This is a genomic window from Shinella sp. OV683 (genome assembly GCF_057787725.1).
In genome coordinates this window covers 666392-689891 of record NZ_CM173543.1, presented here as the reverse complement: position 1 = coordinate 689891, position 23500 = coordinate 666392, and the positions used below count along the sequence as shown (strand labels likewise).

The 23500-nt window shown below is 59.2% G+C and carries 29 protein-coding genes and 1 pseudogene; 14 read left to right on the top strand and 16 right to left on the bottom strand.

The genetic code is table 11. The features are described from left to right. A complete protein-coding gene (locus ACXHRN_RS03355; protein ID WP_488639934.1) occupies window positions 1-405 on the top strand; it encodes a group II truncated hemoglobin in 405 nt (134 codons plus the stop codon). Continuing rightward, window positions 402-767: a DUF423 domain-containing protein gene (locus tag ACXHRN_RS03350; RefSeq protein ID WP_488639933.1), complete on the top strand. Its 366-nt coding sequence runs from the start codon at window positions 402-404 to the stop codon at window positions 765-767. Before ACXHRN_RS03355 ends, ACXHRN_RS03350 begins: the two co-directional genes overlap by 4 nt. Here ACXHRN_RS03350 and ACXHRN_RS03345 read toward each other — a convergent pair. The 5 genes from ACXHRN_RS03345 to pobA all read right to left on the bottom strand — a co-directional run bounded on the left by ACXHRN_RS03345 (window position 764) and on the right by pobA (window position 3452). Then, a complete protein-coding gene (locus ACXHRN_RS03345; RefSeq protein ID WP_488639932.1) occupies window positions 764-1156 on the bottom strand; it encodes a bleomycin resistance protein in 393 nt (130 codons plus the stop codon). The two genes, ACXHRN_RS03350 and ACXHRN_RS03345, sit on opposite strands and share 4 nt — an antisense overlap. Beyond that, window positions 1153-1467: a heme-degrading protein HmuQ gene (hmuQ, locus tag ACXHRN_RS03340; protein WP_488639931.1), complete on the bottom strand. Its 315-nt coding sequence runs from the start codon at window positions 1465-1467 to the stop codon at window positions 1153-1155. The genes ACXHRN_RS03345 and hmuQ overlap by 4 nt, the downstream gene beginning before the upstream one ends. Window positions 1468-1482: 15 nt before the next feature. Then, window positions 1483-1737 (bottom strand): hypothetical protein, encoded by a 255-nt coding sequence (locus ACXHRN_RS03335; protein WP_488639930.1) that lies wholly within the window; start codon window positions 1735-1737, stop codon window positions 1483-1485. Next, window positions 1734-2126 carry a DUF2325 domain-containing protein gene (locus tag ACXHRN_RS03330; RefSeq protein WP_488639929.1) on the bottom strand — a complete coding sequence of 131 codons (393 nt, stop codon included), beginning with the start codon at window positions 2124-2126 and terminating at the stop codon, window positions 1734-1736. The genes ACXHRN_RS03335 and ACXHRN_RS03330 overlap by 4 nt, the downstream gene beginning before the upstream one ends. A gap of 156 nt (window positions 2127-2282) precedes the next feature. Further along, a complete protein-coding gene (gene pobA / locus ACXHRN_RS03325) occupies window positions 2283-3452 on the bottom strand; it encodes a 4-hydroxybenzoate 3-monooxygenase (protein ID WP_488639928.1) in 1170 nt (389 codons plus the stop codon). A 169-nt stretch (window positions 3453-3621) separates the two neighbouring features. Here pobA and ACXHRN_RS03320 point away from each other — a divergent pair, with 169 nt between their 5' ends. The 6 genes and pseudogenes from ACXHRN_RS03320 (at window position 3622) to ACXHRN_RS03295 (ending at window position 8802) form a co-directional block, all read left to right on the top strand. Beyond that, complete coding sequence (locus ACXHRN_RS03320) at window positions 3622-4575, top strand: helix-turn-helix domain-containing protein (protein WP_488639927.1); 954 nt, start codon at window positions 3622-3624, stop codon at window positions 4573-4575. A gap of 305 nt (window positions 4576-4880) precedes the next feature. Further along, entirely contained in the window at window positions 4881-5303 is a 423-nt protein-coding gene (locus ACXHRN_RS03315) for a CopD family protein (RefSeq protein ID WP_488639926.1), read from the top strand. 74 nt (window positions 5304-5377) lie between these two features. Beyond that, window positions 5378-6739 carry an NAD(P)-dependent oxidoreductase gene (locus tag ACXHRN_RS03310; RefSeq protein WP_488639925.1) on the top strand — a complete coding sequence of 454 codons (1362 nt, stop codon included), beginning with the start codon at window positions 5378-5380 and terminating at the stop codon, window positions 6737-6739. Between the two features lie 14 nt (window positions 6740-6753). After that, complete coding sequence (gene preA, locus ACXHRN_RS03305) at window positions 6754-8067, top strand: NAD-dependent dihydropyrimidine dehydrogenase subunit PreA (protein ID WP_488639924.1); 1314 nt, start codon at window positions 6754-6756, stop codon at window positions 8065-8067. A gap of 89 nt (window positions 8068-8156) precedes the next feature. Further along, window positions 8157-8396 (top strand): FitA-like ribbon-helix-helix domain-containing protein, encoded by a 240-nt coding sequence (locus tag ACXHRN_RS03300; protein ID WP_488639923.1) that lies wholly within the window; start codon window positions 8157-8159, stop codon window positions 8394-8396. Further along, window positions 8393-8802, top strand: a pseudogene (locus ACXHRN_RS03295) (PIN domain-containing protein). The gene ACXHRN_RS03300 and the pseudogene ACXHRN_RS03295 overlap by 4 nt, the downstream one beginning before the upstream one ends. Window positions 8803-8815: 13 nt before the next feature. Here ACXHRN_RS03295 and ACXHRN_RS03290 read toward each other — a convergent pair. Then, entirely contained in the window at window positions 8816-9673 is an 858-nt protein-coding gene (locus ACXHRN_RS03290) for a haloalkane dehalogenase (RefSeq protein WP_488639922.1), read from the bottom strand. A gap of 45 nt (window positions 9674-9718) precedes the next feature. On the opposite strand from ACXHRN_RS03290, the gene ACXHRN_RS03285 reads away from it, so the two are divergent. After that, window positions 9719-10201, top strand: a complete 483-nt coding sequence (locus tag ACXHRN_RS03285; RefSeq protein WP_488639921.1) for a MarR family winged helix-turn-helix transcriptional regulator — start codon at window positions 9719-9721, stop codon at window positions 10199-10201. Between the two features lie 117 nt (window positions 10202-10318). After that, a complete protein-coding gene (greA, locus tag ACXHRN_RS03280; RefSeq protein WP_488639920.1) occupies window positions 10319-10801 on the top strand; it encodes a transcription elongation factor GreA in 483 nt (160 codons plus the stop codon). Window positions 10802-10809: 8 nt separating this feature from the next. Here greA and ACXHRN_RS03275 read toward each other — a convergent pair whose 3' ends face one another. The 6 genes from ACXHRN_RS03275 to ACXHRN_RS03250 all read right to left on the bottom strand — a co-directional run bounded on the left by ACXHRN_RS03275 (window position 10810) and on the right by ACXHRN_RS03250 (window position 15691). Then, window positions 10810-12411, bottom strand: coding sequence for a cisplatin damage response ATP-dependent DNA ligase (locus ACXHRN_RS03275; RefSeq protein ID WP_488639919.1), 1602 nt, complete (start codon window positions 12409-12411; stop codon window positions 10810-10812). Further along, window positions 12408-13418 carry a ligase-associated DNA damage response exonuclease gene (locus ACXHRN_RS03270; RefSeq protein ID WP_488639918.1) on the bottom strand — a complete coding sequence of 337 codons (1011 nt, stop codon included), beginning with the start codon at window positions 13416-13418 and terminating at the stop codon, window positions 12408-12410. The genes ACXHRN_RS03275 and ACXHRN_RS03270 overlap by 4 nt, the downstream gene beginning before the upstream one ends. An 86-nt stretch (window positions 13419-13504) precedes the next feature. Beyond that, on the bottom strand, window positions 13505-13897 hold the full coding sequence (locus ACXHRN_RS03265; RefSeq protein WP_488639917.1) for a PIN domain-containing protein: 393 nt from the start codon (window positions 13895-13897) through the stop codon (window positions 13505-13507). Further along, the gene (locus ACXHRN_RS03260) at window positions 13894-14136 is read right to left on the bottom strand and encodes an antitoxin (RefSeq protein WP_488639916.1); all 243 of its coding nucleotides are present in this window, start codon (window positions 14134-14136) and stop codon (window positions 13894-13896) included. Before ACXHRN_RS03260 ends, ACXHRN_RS03265 begins: the two co-directional genes overlap by 4 nt. 62 nt (window positions 14137-14198) lie before the next feature. Further along, the gene (locus ACXHRN_RS03255) at window positions 14199-14810 is read right to left on the bottom strand and encodes a LysE family translocator (RefSeq protein ID WP_488639915.1); all 612 of its coding nucleotides are present in this window, start codon (window positions 14808-14810) and stop codon (window positions 14199-14201) included. 77 nt (window positions 14811-14887) lie between these two features. Continuing rightward, window positions 14888-15691 carry an AraC family transcriptional regulator gene (locus tag ACXHRN_RS03250; protein WP_488639914.1) on the bottom strand — a complete coding sequence of 268 codons (804 nt, stop codon included), beginning with the start codon at window positions 15689-15691 and terminating at the stop codon, window positions 14888-14890. 310 nt (window positions 15692-16001) lie between these two features. Between ACXHRN_RS03250 and ACXHRN_RS03245 the strand changes: the two genes are divergently transcribed. Beyond that, entirely contained in the window at window positions 16002-16373 is a 372-nt protein-coding gene (locus ACXHRN_RS03245; protein WP_488639913.1) for a VOC family protein, read from the top strand. On the opposite strand, the gene ACXHRN_RS03240 is transcribed toward ACXHRN_RS03245, so the two are convergent. Continuing rightward, on the bottom strand, window positions 16374-17165 hold the full coding sequence (locus tag ACXHRN_RS03240) for a TSUP family transporter (RefSeq protein ID WP_488639912.1): 792 nt from the start codon (window positions 17163-17165) through the stop codon (window positions 16374-16376). It lies immediately after the preceding gene. Window positions 17166-17207: 42 nt separating this feature from the next. Beyond that, on the bottom strand, window positions 17208-17549 hold the full coding sequence (locus ACXHRN_RS03235) for a potassium channel family protein (RefSeq protein WP_488641812.1): 342 nt from the start codon (window positions 17547-17549) through the stop codon (window positions 17208-17210). A 137-nt stretch (window positions 17550-17686) separates the two neighbouring features. Between ACXHRN_RS03235 and ACXHRN_RS03230 the strand changes: the two genes are divergently transcribed. Beyond that, window positions 17687-18016, top strand: a complete 330-nt coding sequence (locus tag ACXHRN_RS03230; protein ID WP_488639911.1) for an SMR family transporter — start codon at window positions 17687-17689, stop codon at window positions 18014-18016. A gap of 49 nt (window positions 18017-18065) precedes the next feature. On the opposite strand, the gene ACXHRN_RS03225 is transcribed toward ACXHRN_RS03230, so the two are convergent. Continuing rightward, the gene (locus ACXHRN_RS03225) at window positions 18066-18365 is read right to left on the bottom strand and encodes a hypothetical protein (RefSeq protein ID WP_488639910.1); all 300 of its coding nucleotides are present in this window, start codon (window positions 18363-18365) and stop codon (window positions 18066-18068) included. A gap of 573 nt (window positions 18366-18938) precedes the next feature. Between ACXHRN_RS03225 and ACXHRN_RS03220 the strand changes: the two genes are divergently transcribed. Next, a complete protein-coding gene (locus ACXHRN_RS03220; protein ID WP_488639909.1) occupies window positions 18939-21302 on the top strand; it encodes a methyl-accepting chemotaxis protein in 2364 nt (787 codons plus the stop codon). A 47-nt stretch (window positions 21303-21349) separates the two neighbouring features. On the opposite strand, the gene ACXHRN_RS03215 is transcribed toward ACXHRN_RS03220, so the two are convergent. Further along, window positions 21350-21991, bottom strand: a complete 642-nt coding sequence (locus ACXHRN_RS03215; RefSeq protein WP_488639908.1) for a TetR family transcriptional regulator C-terminal domain-containing protein — start codon at window positions 21989-21991, stop codon at window positions 21350-21352. Window positions 21992-22243: 252 nt separating this feature from the next. On the opposite strand from ACXHRN_RS03215, the gene ACXHRN_RS03210 reads away from it, so the two are divergent. Next, a complete protein-coding gene (locus tag ACXHRN_RS03210) occupies window positions 22244-23497 on the top strand; it encodes a Zn-dependent hydrolase (RefSeq protein WP_488641811.1) in 1254 nt (417 codons plus the stop codon). Window positions 23498-23500: the final 3 nt, after the last annotated feature.

The following is a 23500-nucleotide window of genomic DNA, read 5'->3' as shown; positions in this document are numbered from 1 at the left end:
ATGAGCGAAGAAACGACCACACTTTATCAGGCGATCGGCGGCGACGACACGATCCGCAAGCTGGTCAGCCGTTTCTATGACCTGATGGACACATTGCCCGAGGCCCGCGCCTGCCGCGCCGTGCATCCGCCAAGTCTCGCCAGCGCCGAACAGAAGCTCTACGAGTACCTGACCGGCTATCTGGGCGGCCCTCCGATCTACACCGAAAAATACGGCCATCCGCGGCTGCGCTCCCGGCATTTCGTCGCCTCGATCGGAGCGGAGGAACGCGACGGCTGGATATTGTGTTTCCAGCAGGCAATGGGGGAGGCAATCGAGCACCCCAAGCTTCGCGAAATCATCTGGGCGCCAATCGAGCGACTAGCCTTTCACATGCAGAACAAGGACGAGAGCATCCCGAAATGAAATCAGATCTCTTTCCGCGCCTCACCTTGTTCTTTGCAGGGCTGATCGGTGCTTTCGGCGTGATCTTTTCGGCTATGGCAGCACATGGAGAGGACCCACGACTCGTCAGCGCCGCCGCCGTGGCCTGCATGGCGCAGGCGCCTGCTCTGCTCGCACTCTACATCGGGTTCGACAAGATCAGGACAGCCGTGATCGCCAGCCTGTTGATCGGCATCGGTTGCATCCTGTTCTCAGCCGATCTGCTGTTCCGGACGAGATTCGGCCACGGCCTGTTTCCGATGTCAGCGCCGACCGGCGGCACGATGATGATCCTGGGATGGGTGGCGATTGCCGTCGGGGCGCTTTTCAGGCGGCCAGCCTAAGCCTGCGGAATGCGGCCGAATTTCAGAATGTTGCCGTGCGGATCCCAGACATAGAACTCTTCCATGTTCCATTGCCGCACGGTCATTGGTGTCAGCTTCGGCACATTACGCTCACTAAATTCCGCATGCAGCGCATCGATGCCGCCGCCACGAATATAGATACCCGAATTCTCGCAGATGCTGCGATCATCGGTCAGCCAGAAATGCACTTCCATCGGACTGCCGAGAAAGTCTCGACGTAAGATCAGGTAGTCCTTGTCCTCGTAAACCACCTCGCTGAAACCGAGAAAATCCCGGTAAAAGTCGCGACTCTCAGGGATCGACAACGAGGGCAGCATCGGCAGCACTTCAACGCGATCATCGGATGTCAAAGCGCGGTCGACCATCATGCACCTTCTACGACGTTGAAACCTTCAAAGACCGGCGGACCCTTGTAGAGGTGGCGGTTACCGGCAGCGTTCTTGTGCGCTTCGCGAAAATTCTCCGATTTGGTCCATGCCTGGAAATCTGCTTCCGATGCCCAGGTCGTATGCGAAGAAAACAGCGTGTAGCCTTCATCCGGGAAAGCCTTGCCGCGCAACAGCCGGAATTCGACAAAACCGGCAACGGTATCAAGGCTGGAATCGCGGTTCTTCCAGACATCCTCGAATTCCGCCTCGAAACCGGCGGCGACCTTGAACCTGTTCATGGCGATATACATCGGCAAGACTCCCACTTATCTCCTGCGGGCTTTTTGCGCGAGATAGGGCTTGAAGGCAATGACATTGTCGTTGCCGACATTGCCAAGCGGATGTGCCGATGCCGGGGATGCGAGCTCTTCCGGAAAGGCAACCACGTTCGGCGCCTGCATCGCCAGACGCTGACGTTCGGCATAGAGCGCCAGCAGTTCCGGAATGAGCCCGTCGCCACGCTCGGCCGCCAGCTTGTGCAGCCCGATCATCATGAATTCGTTCGATGTAGTGTCGCTCATCCCTGGGCCCTTTCGTGCAGTTCCTGCATGGCGCGCTCGAAGCTGGATTTGGAGCCGTTGCGCAACGGCACGAAGGACGTGCCTGTCTTCTTGCAACCGGTCTTTACCCGCAAGCAGGCATCATGACTGATACAGTCGATGGGGCAGAAAACGCATTCGACGGAAGGCAGTACGGTATCGATTCTGGAAACCGCCTCACGCAACCCACCGTCGTGGTGGATGAGCTCGGCACCGAAATTCTCGGCGATCTGGCGGAGATGGGCAACCTGGCAGTCGCGCCCACCGACATAAAGGATGGAGCGACCCCTGAGGCTTGGTCTCGCTTGGCTTGCGGCGGCTGCCTGCGGGCGTTCGCTGGCCGCTTTTCCCTTCGAAGATTTCTTGCCCATAAGCCCCTATCCCGTTGCAAATCAGCCTGCCGAAGCAGCTGGCGTGAGACGAGAGATACATAAGTTGACAAACGCAGTAAAGATTAAACTTGATTTTTTTAGTCAATAAATAAAATCGGGTTGCACGACACGACTTTCGAGCAAAAAACGTGTATCTTAATAAGGCAATCCGACATAATTTTCCGCAAGTGCAGTTTGTGCGGCATGCGATCCCGAGAGATAATCGAGCTCGGCTTCCTGCACCTTCTGGTCGAATTCGCCGCTTGCCGGAAAGCGGTGCATCAGCGTCGTCATCGACCAGGAGAACCGTTCGGCCTTCCAGATGCGCTGCAAAGCGCGAGCGGAATAAGCGTCGATCGCTGCCGGCGACCTGTCCAGATAGAAATCTCGAAAACCTTCAAACAGGTAGTGCACATCGGAGGCAGCGAGATTGAGCCCCTTCGCACCCGTCGGCGGCACGATATGACCCGCATCACCGACCAGGAACAGCTTTCCGAACCGCAGCGGCTCGGCGACGTAGGACCGCAGCGGCGCGATCGATTTCTCAATCGAAGGACCTGTTGTGACGGCATCACCGACCTCGGCAGGCACGCGGCGGCGCAACTCGTCCCAGAACGCATCGTCGGACCAAGCCTCGACCTTTTCCTCAAGTGGCACTTGGAGATAGTAGCGGCTTCGGACATGCGAGCGCTGCGAACAGAGCGCAAAGCCCCTTGAGTGATTAGCATATACCAGTTCGTGATGCGCAGGAGGCACGTCTGCCAGCAAGCCCAGCCAACCGAACGGATAGATCTTTTCAAAATGCTGCAGCCCCTTGCCTTCGACCGCAGCACGGGAGACACCGTGGAACCCATCGCAGCCAGCGATGAAATCGCAATCGATCCGGTGCGTGGCGCCGTCCTTCTCATAGGTCACATAAGGGTGCGGGCCGTCGAAATCATGCGGCGCAACATTAGTCGCGTCGTATATGGTTAGCCCGCCGGTCTCCAATCGATGGTCCATCAGATCACGCGTAAGTTCCGTCTGACCATAGACGATGACCGACTTACCACTGAGCCCCTTGAGGTCGATGCGATGCAGGCGCCCTGCAAAAGCGAGGCTGACGCCATCATGCACCAGCCCTTCGGCACGCATCCGCGCGCCCGCACCAGCCTCATCCAGAAGGTCGGCAGTGCCAGATTCCAACACGCCGGCACGGATCCGCCCAAGGATATAGTCCCGGCCAACACGGTCGAGAATCACGTTTTCGATCCCGGCCTTGGTCAGTAAAGCGCCAAGCAACAGGCCCGAAGGACCTGATCCAATGATCACAACTTGGCTGCGCACGGCGTTCTCCTTCACTTTTCTTAAGAAAACGTATGGTAACGCCCTCTCGACTATTGCAAAATGTTACCGCTCCCGTCATTCTCACAGAATGCAGTTTTAGACCTTAGAATTGCATTTTCCGAACACCGGCTATTGAGGAGTAACCGGTATTTCGGCGCCAGGAGGAGGCATGAAAACGAACGTTCCCACGTATGGCCTCTATGGAGAGGCGAGCGAAGCTGTGCCGGATTTCTGGATTCACACGGAATCCATTTCCGAGCGCAGCAGCCGCTATAATTGGGAGATCAAGCAGCACCGTCACGAGAACTTTTTCCAGATCCTGCAAATTCGCGGCGGCACCGGTGATGCGACCATCGACGGCAACGTCTATCGGCTGTCGCCGGGCGCGATCGTGCTGATCCCGGAAAAGGTAAGTCACGGCTTTCGCTTCTCCAAGGATATCGATGGCCAGATCATCACCGCGCTGACGGAACGGCTGCCAATCAACAAGCGGATGGATACGCGGCTGCGGGATTTCGTTTCGCGACCACGCCTTATCGAACTGTCGCCCGACGATCCCGATCGTGACTACCTGGTGGTGACGCTCGATCGCATCCAGAGCGAACTCGCCAACGGTTTTGGCGCCCGCGAAGGCCTGGTCGGCGCCTATCTGGAAATTGCTCTGACACTGGCGGCGACCGCTGAGCTGGCAGACCAGTCGGAAGATGGCGCGGCAACCCGCGACATCACCCGCATTTCCCGCCTCAATCAGTTGATCGGCCTACATTTCCGCGAGCATTTGCCAGTGGATTTCTATGCGCGGGAGCTGAATGTCTCGGTAACCCACCTCAACCGCATCACCAAGGCCCAGACGGGCCGGACGATGAACGAGTTGCTGAGCGACAAAATCATCTCGCAGGCCAAGCGCGATCTCGTCTTCACCATCATGACCGCGCAGGAAGTTGCCTATACATTGGGCTTTGCCGATCCTGCTTACTTCACACGCTTCTTCTCACGCGAGACCGGCGACACCCCCAGGCAATTCCGCGAGCGGGAACGCAGCCGCCAGACCCGCGACCGGCAAAAGCCGGCCGTGCTGCCCACCAAGGGAAAAGAAAAGGCGCGGGATCACGCCCTGTTGTGATCCCGGTATTCTACGGCCAGCTGAAATCGCTGGCCGAAGGCGGCTGGCCACCACATCCTCCAGCTTCATCATCATGCCAGTCTGTGCGAACATCGCCACGACGACCGGAACTCAGCGAAATGAGCCCACGCTCATCGCGGTAAGGAAGGCGGTCAAACCACCGCCAAAGGCGTTGGCGGGCGCGGCGTTGCTCGTTTCCAAAACAAAAACTTGCGCCGCACGAAGCCGCTGACTTTCAAATCACCGGCAGCACAAATAAATACGGAAACGTGCTGCGAGGGCACCCAGGCATTGGAGAGAACGGCATGGACTACTATTTCTGGATCAAGGCGGCGCATATCATCGCTGTGATGACCTTCGTTGGCGGTATGATCCTCAACGGTTTTCTGCTGCGCTATCTCGCAGCCGGCCAGGCGCAATCGGAACGGATCTTGAAGGCCGCCAGATTCTGGAACGGCCCCATAATCGGCACTGCCCTGCTGCTCGTTTGGGTGCTTGGCCTCTCTCTTGGCTATCTCGGCAGCTACTTCTCCGACGTCTGGCTGATGATCAAGATGACGCTTGCTTTCATCCTCAGCGGCATCCACGGCATGCAGGGCGGCGCATTCCGCAAGATGCTGCAAACGCCGGCGGTCCAGCCCTCCGCATTCCTGCGCAACTCGGCCGCAGTCACCATCCTCTTCGTGGCCTGCATCGTTGTGTTGGTGATCATCCAACCCTTCCAATAGTCAAAAATTTACCGTTTGATAAATTTTTTGGCTGTGCTACCTTTCGTCAAAAGAAAACGAGAGGAACAGAAACAATGGGAACAACTACACCCGGCATTCAGGGCGGTCGCCTCGACCCGCAAGCCTATGATGCCAACTTCTCCGATCTGCATCCGGCCTACGACCGGCACGAAGCCTTGGTCGCGTCGGACCGCTGCTATTTCTGTTATGACGCGCCTTGCATGACGGCCTGTCCCACATCAATCGATATCCCGCTGTTCATCCGGCAGATATCGACAGGCAACCCGATCGGCGCCGCCAAGACCATTTTCGACCAGAACATCCTTGGCGGCATGTGCGCGCGCGTCTGTCCCACCGAAACGCTTTGCGAGCAGGCCTGCGTGCGCAACACGGCCGAAGAAAAACCTGTCGAGATCGGCCGGCTGCAACGTTATGCGACCGACGCGGCCATGGCGGCCGACAAACAATTTTATAAACGCGCGGCGCCGAGCGGCAAGAAAGTCGCCGTTGTCGGCGCAGGGCCTGCCGGTCTCGCCGCCGCCCACCGCCTGGCCGTCAAGGGGCATGTGGTCACCATCTTCGATGCGCGTGAAAAGTCCGGTGGCCTCAACGAGTATGGCATTGCCGCCTACAAGGCGCCCAACCACTTCGCCCAGGCAGAGGTTGATTACGTCCTTTCCATCGGCGGCATCACGGTCGAACATGGCAAGGCTCTTGGCCGCGACTTCTCCCTTTCCGATCTCCAGTCGCAATATGATGCGGTGTTCCTCGGCCTCGGGCTTGCCGGCGTCAATGCGCTGAATGTTGGTGGTGAAGGCTTCGACGGCGTCCAGGATGCCGTTGACTTCATCGCCGGCCTTCGTCAGGCTGATAACAAGGCGGAGATCAAGGTTGGCCGACGCGTCGTCGTGCTTGGTGGCGGCATGACCGCCATCGATGCCGCGATCCAGTCCAAGCTGCTCGGTGCCGAAGAAGTGACGATCTGCTATCGCCGTGGCAAGGAACAGATGAACGCCTCGGAATATGAGCAGGATCTGGCGACCTCCAAGGGCGTCATCATCCGCCACTGGCTGGCGCCGAAATCGATCATCGGCAAGGACGGCAAGGTCGCCGGTATCGAAGTCGAATATACTGCGGTCAGAGATGGCAAGCTGGTTTCCACCGGTGAGACCGGCGTGATTGCCGCCGACCAGATCTTCAAGGCGATCGGCCAGAAGTTCGAAGCGTCAGCACTTGGCGCATTGAAGCTGGAGGGTGGCCGCATCGTCGTCGATGCCGAAGGCCGCACATCGCTCGACGGCGTCTGGGCGGGCGGCGACTGTGTGCTCGGCGGCGAGGACCTGACGGTTTCCTCTGTTGCCAATGGCCGCGACGCGGCGGAATCGATTGATCGCCAATTCAGCGCCGGACGCCAGCCGTCCTCGGCTGTGGCTTGAGGGAGGATTGAGATATGGCTGATATCCGCAACAATTTCGTCGGCATCAAATCCCCCAACCCCTTCTGGCTGGCGTCTGCGCCGCCGACCGACAAGGCCTACAATGTCGAGCGCGCCTTCAAGGCAGGCTGGGGCGGCGTGGTCTGGAAGACGCTGGGCGAAGAAGGCCCGCCGGTGGTCAATGTCAACGGCCCGCGCTATGGCGCCATCTGGGGCGCCGACCGCCGCCTGCTTGGCCTCAACAATATCGAGCTGATCACCGACCGTCCTCTGCAGGTCAACCTGCAGGAAATGAAGATGGTCAAGAAGAACTGGCCGGATCGCGCCCTGATCGCCTCGATCATGGTGCCCTGCGAGGAGGACGCCTGGAAAGCCATCCTGCCGCTGGTCGAAGAGACCGAGGCCGATGGCATCGAACTCAATTTCGGCTGTCCGCACGGCATGTCCGAGCGCGGCATGGGTGCCGCAGTCGGCCAGGTGCCGGAATATGTCGAAATGGTCGTGCGCTGGTGCAAGCAATATTCCCGCATGCCCGTCATCACCAAGCTGACGCCGAACGTCACCGACGTCCGCAAGCCGGCCCGCGCCGCCCACAACGGCGGCACCGATGCAGTGTCGCTGATCAACACGATCAATTCGATCACCGGCGTCGATCTCGACACCTGTTCTCCCACGCCGTCGATTGACGGCAAGGGCACCCACGGCGGCTATTGTGGCCCGGCGGTCAAGCCGATCGCCATGAACATGGTGGCGGAAATCGCTCGCGACCGCGAAACCTACGGACTGCCGATCTCGGCCATTGGCGGCGTGACCACCTGGCGCGATGCCGCCGAGTTCATGATGCTCGGCGCCGGCAATGTGCAGGTCTGCACCGCCGTGATGACCTACGGCTTCAAGATCGTCGAGGAAATGATCACCGGCCTCGAGAACTGGATGGACGAGAAGGGCTACGCCACCCTCGACGACTTCAAGGGCAAGGCAGTCCCCAATGTCACCGACTGGCAGTACCTCAACCTCAACTACATCGCCAAGGCGCAGATCGACCAGGACGCCTGCATCAAGTGCGGCCGCTGCCACATCGCCTGCGAGGACACCTCGCACCAGGCAATCACCTCGATGCTCGATGGTGTCAGACACTTCGAAGTGATCGAAGAGGAATGCGTCGCCTGCAACCTCTGCATCGACGTCTGTCCGGTCGAAAACTGCATCACCATGGTGCCGCTCGCCGCAGGCCAGATGGACAAGCGCACCGGCAAGGTGGTCTCCGACACCTACGCCAACTGGACCACGCATCCCAACAACCCGATGGCCAAGCAGGCCGCGGAGTGAAGCAAGAAAGGCGGCCGGTGGCCGCCTTTCTGTCGCATGGAGATGACTGGCACGAATTGTGATATCAGTGTCGAAACTGGAATATTCCGATGGCAGCCGTAACGATCCGCAATCTGACCGATGAGAAACACCGAGCGCTCAAGCTTCGCGCTGCCCACCATGGTCGAAGCACAGAGGCGGAAATTCGTGCAATTCTGGAAGATGCCGTACACGGTCACGACCGACTGAAGATCGGCACTGCACTTGCTGAATTTGGCAGAAAATTCGAAGGAATTGATCTCGACATGGAGCGCGACCGAACGCCAGTCGAACCAGCCAGTTTCGAATGATCCTTCTCGATACCAATGTCATCTCGGAACCTATGAGGCAGGATCCCGATCCTCGTGTCGAGCGGTGGCTGGATAATCAGGTTGCAGAGACGCTATTCACGACATCCGTTACCCTGGCAGAATTGCTGGCTGGCATCGTGGGGGAAAGCGCAAGCGCGGTCTGGAAGGCAAACTTGCAAGATTGATATCGGTGCTTTTCGGGCCGCGCATCTTATCATTCGATGTAAACGCGGCTGAAGCCTATGCGAAAATAGCGCGTAATGCGCGCGAAAGCGGCGTTTCCATCGCCTTTCCCGATGGCCAGATTGCCGCAATCGCATCCGTGCACGGCTTCACCCTCGCGACACGCGATCTGATACCCTTCACCGCGGCCGGAATTCCGACCATCAACCCATGGGATCAATGATCGGCGCACGCCCTCAACCCAGCCCCTTCCTCACCACCCATTCCAAGATCGCCGCAGCGATTGCCTCGGGCTGGTCTTCCGGCACGATGTGCTTTGCCGGCCCGCAATTCCTGATGTCCAGATTGGCGATATTCTGCCTGCACCAATCGATGATCGCAGGCCCGACAAGCAACGTCTCGGGTGCGCCCTCAAATGCCAGCAGCAGTTTCGGCACGTCGGCGCTCTCACCAAGCCAGCGGTCATAGGCTTCGATACGTTCGACGACATCGACCGGTTCGCCCTTGATTGGCATGCTGCGCGGCCATGCCAGCAGCGGCCGGCGACTGTCGCGCGTCGGGTAAGGCTGGCGATAGACGTCGAGATCGGTGTCGCTGATGCCTTTTGCGATGGTGAGCCGGATCGCCTGCTCGATGAAGAAGTTCTCGTCAAGCACCTTGGCCTCGCCGGCCGCGGACCGCAGCAGCTCGTAGCGCGCCCTAGCGCCGGGCATATCGTCCCAGGTCAGTGGCCGCATGATGGTCTCCATCAGCACCAGCCCACGGACACGGTCCGGATGGCGCGCCGCCCAATCCATTGCCAATGCGCCACCCCAATCATGCCCGACAAGCACCACGTCCCGCAAACCGAGCACGTCAAACCAGCCTTCCAGGTATCGCGCATGATCGGCGAAGCTGTAGCCAATGTCGGGTTTTCCGGATTGGCCCATGCCGATCAGGTCGGGTGCAAGGCAACGGACGCCTTCGCCAATCAGCGGCATGATATTCCGCCAGACATAAGAAGACGTCGGATTGCCATGCAGGAAGACGAACGGCATGCCCTTCCCCTGCTCCTCATAGTGAATTGTCGAATCGAGAGCCTTGATCACGGACATCGGCCTATCCTTTCCGAACGCAATATAGTAAGGTGCCTGACCAATATGTATTTTAGACAGGCACATGTCAATATGTCGATGTCGGAAAATCCTCTCCATCACGATTCGCTCGGCCTTCTGCTCAGGCTCACCTATCAGCAATGGACGCTTGCGGTGGACACCAGGTTGGCGGAGGAAGGTTTTGGCGATATCCGCCCCCATCACGCCAACGTCTTCACCTTCGTGCCGCCCGGGGGCATCCAGGTTGCCGAGCTCACCAAGCTCGCCCATATGCGCAAGCAGTCGATGACGCAGACGGTCGAGGAACTGGAAAAACTTGGCTACGTCGAACGCCTTCCCGATCCGAACGACAAGCGCGCCCGGCTGGTTTTCCTGACGGAACGCGGCAAAAAGGTTCGACCGATAGCGAGTGCGGCCGGCAAGGTGGTCGACAAGAATTGGGCCGACCTGACGAGCGCAGAGGAGATCGAGGGGCTGCGGCAGACATTGGCAGAGGTGTTGGCGGCTGTAGAGAGCAGAAAGACGTAGGCCGCCTGTACGGAATAAGAAGGGGCCATTGAAACTGTTCGGTATTGCCGATTTTCTGCTGGCATCGTATCCAGGACGATCGCGGCAGAATGCTGCGTCTGTACAAGGAGTCCGAGATTGAGCGTCGCCTTCATGAAGGAAGAGAGTGCCGAAACTGCTTCGGAAACCCTGCTTCCGGATCGCCCGATTTCACCTCACCCGAACCTTGTCACGGAAGCGGGATTGAAGGCTCTGGAATTGCAGCTTCAGCAGGCGCGCGAGGCCTACGATGCTGCGGGCGCGATCGAAGACGTCAACGAGCGGCGGCGGCAGGCAGCCATTCCCTTGCGCGATGCGCGCTACCTCTCCGAAAGGGTTCGCACGGCCCATGTCATACCGGATCCGACATCGGCTGACATTGTCGCCTTCGGCAGCACGGTCGCCTTCAGCCGTGACGATGGCCGAGTGCAGACCTATCGCGTCGTCGGTGAGGATGAGGCCGATCCCAAGGCCGGGTCGATTTCCTTCGTCTCGCCAGTGGCAAGGGCTCTCATGGGCAAGGCAGTCGGGGACGTTGTTGCCGTGGGCGACCAGGAACTCGAGATCTTGACCATCTCGTAGTAGAAAACCTATTCCTTCAACAGCGCCTCGAGATTTTCCAACGTGTCCGCCTCCGCCGCCGGCTTGTCCCAGCGAAGCCTCGATATCCGGGGAAAGCGCATCGCGACACCGGACTTGTGGCGTGTCGATCGCGCCAGCCCTTCGAAAGCCACCTCAAAAACCAGCCCTTCTTCTTCCGTCGCCTTCACCGACCGCACCGGCCCGAACCGCTCGATTGTGTTGTCGCGCACATATTTATCGATCTGGCCGAGTTCCTCGTCGCTAAAGCCGAAATAGGCTTTGCCGACTGGCACAAGCTGGCGGATTCCCGCCTGCTCCTGCCAGACGCCGAACGTGTAGTCGGAGTAAAAGCTCGATCGTTTACCGTGGCCACGCTGCGCATACATCAGCACGGCATCGATCGTGTGTGGATCGCGCTTCCACTTGAACCATGGCCCCTTGCGCCGCCCCGGCAGGTAAGGCGAGTCCTTGTGCTTCAACATTACGCCTTCGATGATCGGATGCACCGGCTGCGTGCGCATGCCATCGAGATCATCCCAGCTGGCAAAGGCAAGCTGCGGCGAAAGATCGAAGCGCTCGGGATCGAGCTTCGCGACCAGCTTCTCCAGTCTCAATCGCCGCTCATCCATGCCGAGTGTGCGCAAATCCTCGCCATCCTCCATCAGCAGATCATAGGCACGCACGAAAGCCGGATACTGCGCCGTCAGCTTGGGCGAGACGCTCTTGCGATTCAGCCGCTGCTGCAGGTCGCTAAAGGTGCCGACATGATCGGGTGGTGTGCCGACAAGCAATTCGCCATCGATGACCGCCTCGAAGTCGATCGCATTGAGGATATCGGGGAAGGTGCCTGATATGTCATCTCCGCTGCGCGAATACATCCGCCTTACGCCGCCTTCCGAACTCACCTGCACGCGTATGCCGTCCCACTTCCATTCGGCTCGATAATCGTCGACTGATAGACCATCGAGATCGCCGTCCTGCACGGGATTGGCGAGCATGACGGGCCGAAAGAGCGCGCGGGCCGCATTTTCCGGCTTGCCCGCCTTGCCTTCCAACCATTGAAAAAGATCGACATAGGGAATCTTCAGCCCATGCCACAGCTCTTCGATCTCTATGACATCCTTGCCCCCGAAATCGGCAAGCGCCTGCTTGGCAAGACCGGAGGACACGCCGATCCGCAAGCCCCCGTTGACCAGCTTGATCACCGCATAGCGTCCCGGCGCGTCGAGTTGGTCAAGGATACCAGCAAACCGCTTTGGCGCTTCGGTGCGAGATGCCGCCATCAGCGTATCGACAACCTGGGACAGCGTCAGTGGATCGGCGGATACCAGCAACTCGTTTTCCGGCCAGATCAGTGACACGGTCTCCGCGAGGTCGCCGACATAGTCGTAGCTATAGGCAAACAGCACCTCGTCAAGCCGCTCGACGGCAAGCGCTCGCAAAAGCGCCGGTTTGATCGCCGGAATGTCGAGCCCGTCTGTCAGGGCCGCGAGTGCATAGCCACGATCCGGATCCGGCGTCTCGGCAAAATAGTCCTTCAGGAGTTTCAGCTTACCGAGGCGCGACGGTGTCAGTACCAGTCGGTCGATGAGTTCGGAAAAAGCCCTCATTCTGCCTCGTCCTCATAGCCGACCAGATGCAGGGGTCGCGCGGCGATCTGGTGCAGCTCGCACCAGCGCACCAAAGCTTCCTCCCGCCCATGCGTGACCCAGATCTCCGATGCGCCGGTCTCCTGGATGGTTTCAGTCAACTCGTCCCAATCGGAATGGTCAGACAGGATCAAGGGTAGTTCCACGCCCCGCTGCTTGATACGCTGGCGGATCTGCATCCAGCCCGATGCGAAGCAGGTGACTGGATCGGCAAACCGCCGCGCCCAGCGGTCGGAAAAGGCCGACGGCGTGCAGATGATGATCTCTCCGGCAAAGTCGTTGCGATTGCCCTTTTCCAACGTTGCAGGCGCCAGTTCACCGAGGTCGATGCCCTGGCTCTGGTAATAGGCCGAGAGCTTCTCCAGCGCGCCATGCAGATAGATGGTCTTTTCATAACCGGCTTGCCTGAGCAGGCTGATCACCCGTTGCGCCTTGCCCAGCGCATAGGCGCCGACCAGATGCGTGCGTTCCGGAAATTGGGCGACGGAATGTAGCAGGCGGCGGATCTCCACATGATCATCGGGATGACGGAACACCGGCAGCCCAAAGGTCGCCTCGGTGATGAACACGTCGCAGGCGACAGGCTCGAATGGCAGGCACGTCAGGTCCGGCTTGCGCTTGTAGTCGCCCGAAGCGACGATCCTCATTCCATCCTTCTCGACGACGATCTGCGCCGAGCCTAGCACATGGCCGGCAGGCACGAACCGCACGCTGACGCCATTGATATCAATAGTCTCACCGAGCACCGCCGCCTGTGTCGATCCGGCGAAGCGTTCGCCGTAGCGCAACGCCATGATATCAAGCGTTTGCGATGTCGCTAGAACCCTGGAATGTCCGGAACGTGCATGGTCCGAATGGCCATGGGTGATCAGCGCCTTGTCGACCGGCGACACAGGATCGACATAGAAATCGCCGGGTGGGCAATAGAGGCCTTGCGGCATGGGCAGGAGAAGGTCGGATGCACGCATGGTAAAGAGATAAACCTCGGCGCTACGGTTTCAAGCGGCAGCATCTGCGCGCTGTCGCTGTCGAAACGAATCCTAGAGGGATTGGTTCAATCCTCCCAATTCTCCAGCAGCAATCCCTCGACGCGCGAAAACTCGCGAACATTGCGGCTTATCAAAGTAAGCTCCCGGCATAGCGCCTGGCCGGCGATCAAGACATCATGAGCACCAATGGGCTGCCCCAAAGATGCCAGGGCAGCACGTATCTCTCCGGCCGCCACAGCATCCTCGCGATCAAACTCGAGAACCGGAAACTGCAACTGGTCGAGGCGGGCCAGATTCTCTGTCTTCCGCTCCGATTTGCAAGCACCATAGTAGAGCTCGTGCATGACAATAGATGGCAGTGCGAAATCGACGGGGCGATGCTGCTTAAGCCGGGTGTGAACGGCCGAATTCCCCTTCATGATCGCAATGACCGCATTGCTGTCCAACAGGAACTTCATTTGAAGAAATCGAGTTCGGGTTTGTCCAGCGCGATCTCCTGGTCTTCAACGCTGACAACAAAATCGTCGTCAACAGGGCCAACGAGGTTATCAAGCCAGGTCCATCCATTCGGGATGGGCTCAAGGATAACAGCATTGCCGTGCTTCCGGACTCGGACTTCGTCGGAGGCCAATCGATATTCCTTTGGTAGACGCACCGCTTGCGATCGCCCGGTCCAGAATACTTTTGCCGTATCCATCAAAAGCTCCGCTTGATATGTATTTTTGATATATATCAAATTGGCCCCACTGTGAAGACCTCTCACCTCTCCGCCAGCGCCAGCTTCACCCCGAGCGCAACGAATGCCGCGGCAAAACTCCGCCGCATCCACCTCATGACAGCGGGCCGCGAGATCACTTGATCGCGCATCCCAGCAGCAAACAGCCCATAGAGCGCGAAGACGACGAAGGTCATGGCCATGAACACACCGCTCAAAACCAGCATCTCCACCAGCGGCTGGCTCCGGTCGCTGCCGACGAATTGCGGCAGGAAGGCGAGAAAGAACAGCGACAATTTCGGATTGAGGATGTTGATCAGCACCGCATGCACGATCACCGCCAGCACCGTCCGCTCGCGTTCTTCAGCCTCGATCTTAAGCCCTCCCGCCTCCCTCAATGAATTCCAGGCCATATAGAGCAGGTAGGCGACACCGAGATATTTGAGAATCTCGAAGGCCATCGCGCTGCTGTGCAGAATCACGGCGACGCCGCCGATCGCGGCAAGCAGATGCGGAACGATGCCGAGCGTACAACCGAAGGCAGTGATGAGGCTTGCGCGTGCGCCGCGCGTCAGCCCGGTGGCGATCGTATAGATCGCGCCGGTTCCCGGCGAGGCAACGATGATGAATGTGGTGAGAAGAAATTCCGGGCTCATGCCAAACTCCCTGTCGACTTGCTCAAAGCCATAGGAGTAAGCGGTCATGAAATCCTGGTCTTGAACAGGATTGCGGATCAGCAGAATGCCGCCGCATAGGCGCCAGGCGTTGTGCCATACTTGGTGGCAAACATCCGCGTCATATGGCTTTGGTCGGCAAACCCGCTTTCGAAAGCGGCACCCGCCAACGGCCTACCGCGTCGGATCAGCCGTCGCGCAAGGTCGGTGCGCTTCTGCATGAGATAGGCATGTGGCGTCAGCCCGGTCAGCCGGGAGAAACCGCGCAACAGCTGAAATTTGCTGAGGCCAGCCGCGATGGCGAGATCCTCAAGCGTCAGCGTTTCCGACGGCGCGTCGTCGATCAGGTTTATAGCATGTCGGATGGAGGATGGTGTTTTCGCGGTTAAAGCCGCCTTCTTTTCGACCACCAAACGCTCGATCAATTGGAAAAGAAGCTCTTCCACCTTGATTTCCCCCTCGCGTTCGTGGCCCGCAAGTGCGTCATAGAGTGTCAGAAATGCTCGTGAGGAACCCGTGTCCCTTAACACCGGGAAGCGAAACTCCGGGTCGTTCATGTCGCCGGTGATGTCAGTCACAACAGCCAGGATCGTCTGGGGATCGAAATAGGCCATGCGCCATTGGCGGCCGTGATCGCCGATCGGCATGCCGTCATGCACCTCGCCCGGATTGACGGTGATCAGATCGCCCGCACCCGCCTCGACCCTGCCGCGTCCGCTGGCAGACGCCTGCGCGCCGCGCATGATCGCGCCGATGCCGAATTGCTCATGCGTATGGCGCGCAAAGCTCTGGGCGGAATCGGCCTCGACCAGATCGATTCCGGCAAGCACTGCTTTCTGCATCAGGATGCGGCTCTTGCTCATCCGGCTTCCCTCTCAGAATAGCAAAAGGGCCGCACAATGGCGGCCCCCATGAGCTTTGGCCTCGGACGGCCTACCGCAGTTGCGGTCAGGAAGGTTTTCAGAGCGAGGGCTGCCTCGCAGTCGTCAACTCCATTCCCATGCCTGTCACGAGTACCGAAATCTCATTAGACATTGGATCACCTTCCTTTCATTACGTTGAACATACGCTGAATGTAGGCCTGTTCGCGCGAATTGCAACAGGCTCCACGTGCACAGTTTCTTACAATTTGATACGTTTCCAATAGGCAGCATCTGTAGGGGACAGAAATTGATGGAAAAAATCACCGGCATCGGCGGCTTCTTCTTTCGCGCCAAGGATCCCCACGCACTGTCGAAATGGTACGAAGACCACTTTGGCATCAACACCGTCGCCCAAAACTACGACGATCCGGCCTGGCGGCAGGAGGCGGGCCACACCGTGCTTGCGCCCTTCCAGGAAGACACCGATTACTTCGGGGCACCGGAGAAGACCTGGGCGATCAATTTTCGCGTCAGGAATCTCGACGCAATGGTTGCCCAGCTCAGGGCTGCGAGCATCGTGGTCACCATCGATCCGGAGATCTATCCCAATGGCCGCTTCGCCACGCTTTACGATCCCGAGCAGAACCGGATAGAGCTCTGGCAGCCCGACCCACCGGAATGACTATCGCAGCAGCGGATCGAGCAGCGGCAGGCTGGTCACCGCAGCGATGCCGATCAGGCTATAGGACGCCAGCCGAAAAGTGCGCTCGCTCGCCAGCCTGAACGACTTGGCACCCAGAAACAGACCGAAGGCGTAAAACGGCGCAGCAATCAGCGCCAGCAGGAAAACCTGCATGGTCAGCAGATGTGCGACGAGATAGCTGACCGCAGTGAAGAGCGAGGAAATCGCAAAGAACATCACGATGTTGGCCCGCACCGTCGATATGCTGTTCTTGCCGCCCAACCAGTAAGCAGCGACGGAAGGGCCTCCGAGTTGTGCTGCTCCGCTGAACACCCCGGTAATGGCGCCGACGATCGCAGCGGTGAGGCCCGTAGGTTCGCCCTTGAAGCGCCATCCCGACACCAGCAGCACCAGGAAGAAAATCGCACTGATCGAAATCGCCCAGCGCACGGTCTCCGGATTGAGGTAGACGAGTGCCGCAGCTCCAAGCGGCACGGTTAGAACGGCACCGCAGGACATCGCCGCAACGCCCTTCTTGTCCGCCTTGCGCACTGCGTCCGGCAGCAGCGAAGCGGCAACCACCGTGTCGATCACCAGCAGCAGGGGACTTGCCACGCCCGGTCCCGCGAGCGCGCTGCCGAGCGGGATGAAGATCAGCGCAGCACCGAACCCGGAAAATCCGCGCGCCATGCCGGCAACGAACAGCGTCACCAGCAGCGCAGCCAACTGGCCGCTCGAATGGACCGGGAGAGCCGTCTGGATGGATGCAAAAAGCAGGGAGAAGTCAGGCATGCCGTCTGCGCCTTTCAGGCGTTACAAAAGAGGTAATCGGCACTACACGTCGCCATCGGATGGAATGTTGAGGACGGCGCCGCAATGCTTGCAATACACCGCATCCGCCTCGTGCAGGAAAAGCCCACATTGCTGGCAGGTAAAACGCACCTTCGACGGGCGGAACATCGTCTGGATCAGGCGCAAGAAAAGCGATACCCCGAACACCATGATCAGGATCGAAAGCAGCCTGCCGACCTCGCCTTTCAGCGTGATATCGCCAAAGCCCATCGTCGTCAGCGTCGTCACTGTGAAATACATCGCATCGAGGAAATTGTTGACGTGTTCATTGATGACATACTGTGTGACGAACGAGCTCTGCCGTGGGAATCCCGGTGGATCGATGAGACCGCATATCCGCCTGAAGGCCCATCTAGCAAGTCCCGCCTGAAACAGCCTCGCCGCGGAGTTTGGTCAAAGTTGCGAAGATTTATGCCGGTGCAAGACTATCGTCGCGGCATCGGGGCGGATATGACCGGACCATGATCTACATTTATCTCGCCGCGGCCATCGTCGCCGAAGTCATCGCCACATCGGCTCTCGCCAAGACCGACGGCTTCACCAATCTTTGGCCAAGCCTGCTTTCCGTCGTCGGATATGGGATTGCTTTCTTCCTGCTGTCGCTGGTGACGCGGTCCATGCCGGTCGGCATCGTCTACGCGGTCTGGTCAGGTGCGGGGATCGTGCTGGTGGCGCTAGCCGGCTGGCTGATCTTCGGCCAGAAGCTGGATCTCGCCGCAATCCTCGGGCTCGCCATGATCATCGCCGGCGTGCTGGTCATCAACCTGCTATCGAAATCGGTCAGTCATTGAGATCAGCAATATGCCGCGACGACGGCCGCGGCATATCGAACTTTCGAGCCTATCGGGCCATCATCTTGTTCTTGATGAGGCCGACGATCACCTGCAGGATCACGCCACCGACGCCACCGCCCACGAGTTGCGTGATGATGTGACCGATATCCAGCGAGCCACTCGTGGCGGCGGCAGTCGCCGCTTGGCCGAGAATGGAGCTGAGAAGTGTTCCGCCGCCGAGCCCGCCGATCGCCCCCGCGACCAGGTTGCCGATCGACCCAAGATCGGAATCCTTGATAACCTTGCCACTGGCAGTGCCGCCGACAACGCCGCCGATGATCTGTGCTATGATTGCCGTAAGATCCATGATTGCCTCCACATCAAAGATGTTCCCGCTTCACGCAGAAACTGCCGACAATTGTATGCTAAAGTAGCAACTCTGGAAAGCGGCAATCCCACTTCAACAACCGTTGCGTAACGTTGCACGTGCCGATCAAAATCCATGCTCGCCTAAGAAGCCAGGGGCCTCGCGACATCATTTGCTCGCGTTCATACGCAAGGCTTGCGCACACAACCGTGGAAACTGCTAAATATTTCATAACCCTCTTATTTTACCCAATAAATGACCAGCAAGAAGTCATTGTTCAGGCTTCAGCAATTTAAAATCTTTCGATGCGAATGTCGGCGCAAGCTATCTGTGCGGCCGCCTCCATGGCTGCAACGCAGAGACGAGCATGACGCTTTTCTCCACACGGCAACCTGATCCGCCACTGACCGCGCTTCGTGTCCGGTTCCGGTGTGAATACGCCAGCGGCCCCTGAGTCGCGGCGGCGGGGAACCCGTGTCCGGCAACTGTCAGTGAACCAGAAGTCCGCATTTTCGACCACTTGGAATTCCGTGGTCTGAACCGGATGCAACCTCGGCATAGGATGTAAAATCAATGTCCATCAGAAATGTATTGCTTGGCCTCCTGCTGCTGTTCAGCGTCGCGCTGAGCTTGATGGTCGGAAACCTGACGGTGACCAACTATCAGAAACACGCAATCTATTCCGAAGTCTTCCAGTCTGCAGCCCTCGATAAGGCACTCTTCAAGGCCCTGTTGAATTTCCGCAACGAGCGCGGTGACAACACGACGGCGCTATCGCTGTCGCAGGCAGACGCAAGCCAGACTCTGGAATCGCTCGGCAAGAACCGTAAAACGGTCGATGCCGCGATGGCGGAAGCTCTTGCCATCAGGGCCGGGCTGGATGTCTCCTCCCTCGATCAGTCGACACAGGAAATGAAGGCTGCCTACTCGCAGATTTTGGAGGTGCGCAGCCGCGTCGATTCCGAGTTGGCCTTGCCGCTCGAAAAGCGTAATCCAGAGACTTCAAAGACGTCACTGGCAACGGGCGGCGAGTTTCTCATCACCCTTGAAAACGCTTCGAATGCCGTCGAGGGCCACATCCGCACGCTCGATACCGCGATGACGCCACTCATCCAGATCCGCTCCTTTGCCTGGGCAACGCGTGCATTCGGCGGCGCGGGCGCACTCGTGATCAACGGTCTGGTGGCCAGCGGCAAGCCGATGACACCGGAATTGCGCGCAACAGTCGCGGTCGCCGATGCCAATGCGGCTTTTGCCTGGAAGTCTACGGGTGTCCTCGTGGATCACCCCGATACGCTGCCCGCGATCAAGGACGCCTACGCCACAGCCAACACGACCTATTTCACCGGTCCCTTTGTTGAAACCCGCAAGTCGATGGTCACAGCGCTGGAAAGCGGCGCGAAGCCGCCATTGGCGATCGACGATTGGCGTCCGCTGACAACGTCGACACTGAAAACCGTCGCCAATGTTGCCTCGCTTGCCATGGACAAGATGAACGAACAGGCGGCGGCGGAAATGCAAAGCACCTTCACCCTGAGCATTGTCTACCTCGCCATCTTCCTCATTGCAGTCGCACTCAGCGTAATGGGCATTATCGTTGTCCTGAAACGGGTAATCCGCCCGATCGAAGCACTGACGCAGTGCATGGGCGCGCTCGCCGGCGGCAACACGGATGTCACCGTTCCCGCGGCCGAGCGCAAGGACGAGATCGGCGGCATGGCAGCTTCGGTCGAGATCTTCAGGCAAGCCGCGATCCGTAACGCCGACCTTGAGCGGCAGACCGAGGAAGGCCGCAAGCAGGCTGAACTCGATCGCGTCGAGATGCAGCGCCGCGCCGAAGCGGAAGCCGAAGAGCGCTTGACCCAGGCAACCGGCGCTTTGGCTGCGGGCCTCAAGCAACTCGCTGCCGGCAACATGGTCTGCGAGATCCACGAGAATTTCACCGCCCAGTTCGAGCCCTTGCGCCAGGATTTCAATGCCTCGGTTCAGCAGCTTCGCGAGGCGCTGAGTGCCGTGGGCCGTTCGGCGTCGTCCGTCAACTCGGGCAGCTCGGAAATCTCCAACGCCTCCAACGATCTCTCCAAGCGGACCGAGCAGCAGGCCGCTTCGCTGGAAGAGACGGCTGCAGCGCTTGAGCAGATCACCGCCAACGTCGTCTCGACTTCCAAGCGCACCAATGAAGCGCGCGAGGTTACCAAGTCTGCCCGCACGACCGCCGATGGCTCTGGTAAGATCGTCCGCGATGCCGTCCTGGCCATGGAAAAGATCGAGGAATCCTCCAAGCAGATCGGCCAGATCATCGGCGTCATCGACGATATCGCTTTCCAGACCAACCTGCTTGCGCTGAATGCCGGTGTCGAAGCGGCACGGGCCGGTGATGCCGGCAAGGGTTTTGCGGTCGTCGCCCAGGAAGTCCGCGAGCTGGCGCAGCGCTCTGCCAACGCCGCCAAGGAGATCAAGGGGTTGATTTCCAATTCGGCCTCGGCGGTCGGCCAGGGCGTCAAGCTGGTCAACGATACCGGCGAGAGCCTCAACGCCATCGAAAAGCTCGTCCAGACCATCAACGATCATATGGACGCGATCGCCACCGCCGCACAGGAGCAGTCGGTCGGTCTCGGCGAGGTCAACACCGCCGTCAACCATATGGATCAGGCAACCCAGCAGAACGCGGCAATGGTCGAGGAGATGAATGCTGCAGGCATGTCGCTGGCCGACGAAAGCAACCAGCTGCGCGCGCTGCTCGCCAACTTCCGCCTCGGCGACCAGGTGGCACAGCTGCGTGAAACCTCACGTCAGATGCGCGCTGCCACAACTCCGGCTGCACCAGCAGCAAGGCCGGCCTATTCGGCGCCAGCACGCCCGGTCGCAGCACCAAGGGCAGCCGTCGCGTCGCGTGGTTCGGCCGCTGTCGCCAAGGACAACTGGGAAGAGTTTTAAGCCTCGGTCTTAAACAGCAATTCGAGGGGCGGTTTTCCGCCCCTTTTTCATTTCGAGATTGCCAGCCCGCCCATGAACAGCTGCTCCAGATAGCGCGCCGCATCCTCGAAACGCCCGTCACCAGCCTTCTCCTGGCCGAGCACGGCGCGCACCTGCACGTCAAAGTCGGCGTAGTGCTGGGTCGTCGACCAGATCGAAAAGATCAGGTGGTAAGGGTCGCATTTGGCTATTTTGCCGGCTTTGGCCCAGGTGCGGATCACCTCGGCCTTCTCATCGACCAGTTCCTTGAGCGGCCCCTTCAGTTCATCCTCGATCAACGGTGCACCGCGCAGCACCTCGTTGGCGAACAGCCGGCTTTCGCGAGGGAAATCGCGGGCCATTTCCAGCTTGCGGCGAATATAGGAACGAATCTCGGCTTCAGGATTACCCTCGGCATCGAACTCGCGCAGCGGATCGAGCCATGTATCGAGTACACGCTCGATCAGCGCCCGGTGCATCGCCTCCTTGGTGCGGAAATAGTAGAGGACATTCGGCTTCGACATGCCGGCGACCTCGGCGATCTGGTCGATCGTCGCGCCGCGGAAGCCATGCATGGAAAATACATCGAGGGCAGCTTCGAGAATCTTCTCTTCTTTTTCTTCCTGGATGCGCGTTCGCCGCTGTGTCTGTGCTGCCCGAGGTATCGCCATTGAACTCGCTGCTCCCGGCGTCACCCAAGTCCCGAAAAATGTTGGTTTGTTTTCTTTTTCGGCTTGAGTGCGGCGTCAGAAATTGTAATGTTTACCAAACGGTCAAATTATTGGACAAAACGGCGCTCAAACGCAACTGTCCATTTCAGGTAATGGCAAAATAAACGCCCCTGACGAGACCATCGGGAACAATGAGGCGGCCGCTCGGCACGTCTCGCTTGATAAGGGCGAAGAGCCCGGCATGGGAGAATGATCGTGACTGCACCCGGCGAAAATATGCGCATCAACGGCGACCGTCTATGGGATTCGCTGATGGATATGGCCAAGATCGGCCCCGGCGTGGCCGGCGGCAACAATCGCCAGACTCTTACCGATTCCGATGGCGAGGGCCGCCACCTCTTCAAGACATGGTGCGACGCTGCAGGTCTGACCATGGGCATCGACAAGATGGGCACGATGTTCGCGACTCGTCCCGGCACCGACCCCGATGCCCTGCCCGTCTACATCGGCAGCCATCTCGATACCCAGCCGACCGGCGGCAAATATGATGGCGTGCTCGGCGTGCTCTCCGGCCTCGAGGTCGTCCGTTCGATGAACGATCTGGGCATCAAGACCAAGCACCCAATCGTCGTCACCAACTGGACCAACGAGGAAGGCGCCCGTTTCGCCCCGGCCATGCTGGCATCGGGCGTGTTCGCCGGCGTGCTTTCTATGGATTACGCCTATTCACGCCAGGACCTTGATGGCAAGTCGTTCGGCGACGAACTGAAGCGCATCGGCTGGCAGGGCGACGAAGAGGTCGGCGCCCGCAAGATGCACGCCTATTTCGAGTATCACATCGAACAGGGCCCTATCCTCGAGGCCGAGAACAAGCAGATCGGTGTCGTCACCCATTGTCAGGGCCTGTGGTGGCTGGAATTCACGCTGACCGGCCGCGAGGCCCATACCGGCTCGACGCCGATGAATCTGCGTGTCAATGCCGGCCTCGCCATGGCCCGCATCATGGAGACGGTGCAGGGCGTGGCAATGGAAAACCTGCCCGGCTGCGTCGGCGGCGTTGGCCAGGTAAAATTCTCGCCGAATTCCAGAAACGTGCTGCCCGGCACCGTGATCTTCACGGTCGATATCCGCTCGCCGGATCAGGTCAAGCTTGATCGCATGCGTGCCAAGATCGAGGCCGAGGCCGCCAAGATATGCGAAGCGCTGGGCGTTGGCTGTTCCGTCGAGGCCGTCGGCCATTTCGATCCGGTCACTTTCGATCCAGCGCTGGTTTCGGCCGTCCGCAAGGCAGCAGAAGACCTCGGCTACACCCATATGAACCTGATCTCCGGTGCCGGCCACGATGCGTGCTGGGCCGCCAAGGTCGCGCCGGCCACTATGATCATGTGCCCCTGCGTCGGCGGCCTGTCGCATAACGAAGCCGAAGACATCTCCAAGGAATGGGCCACCGCCGGCGCCGATGTGCTGCTGCGGGCGGTGGTGGAGACGGCGGGGATTGTGGAGTAGTCC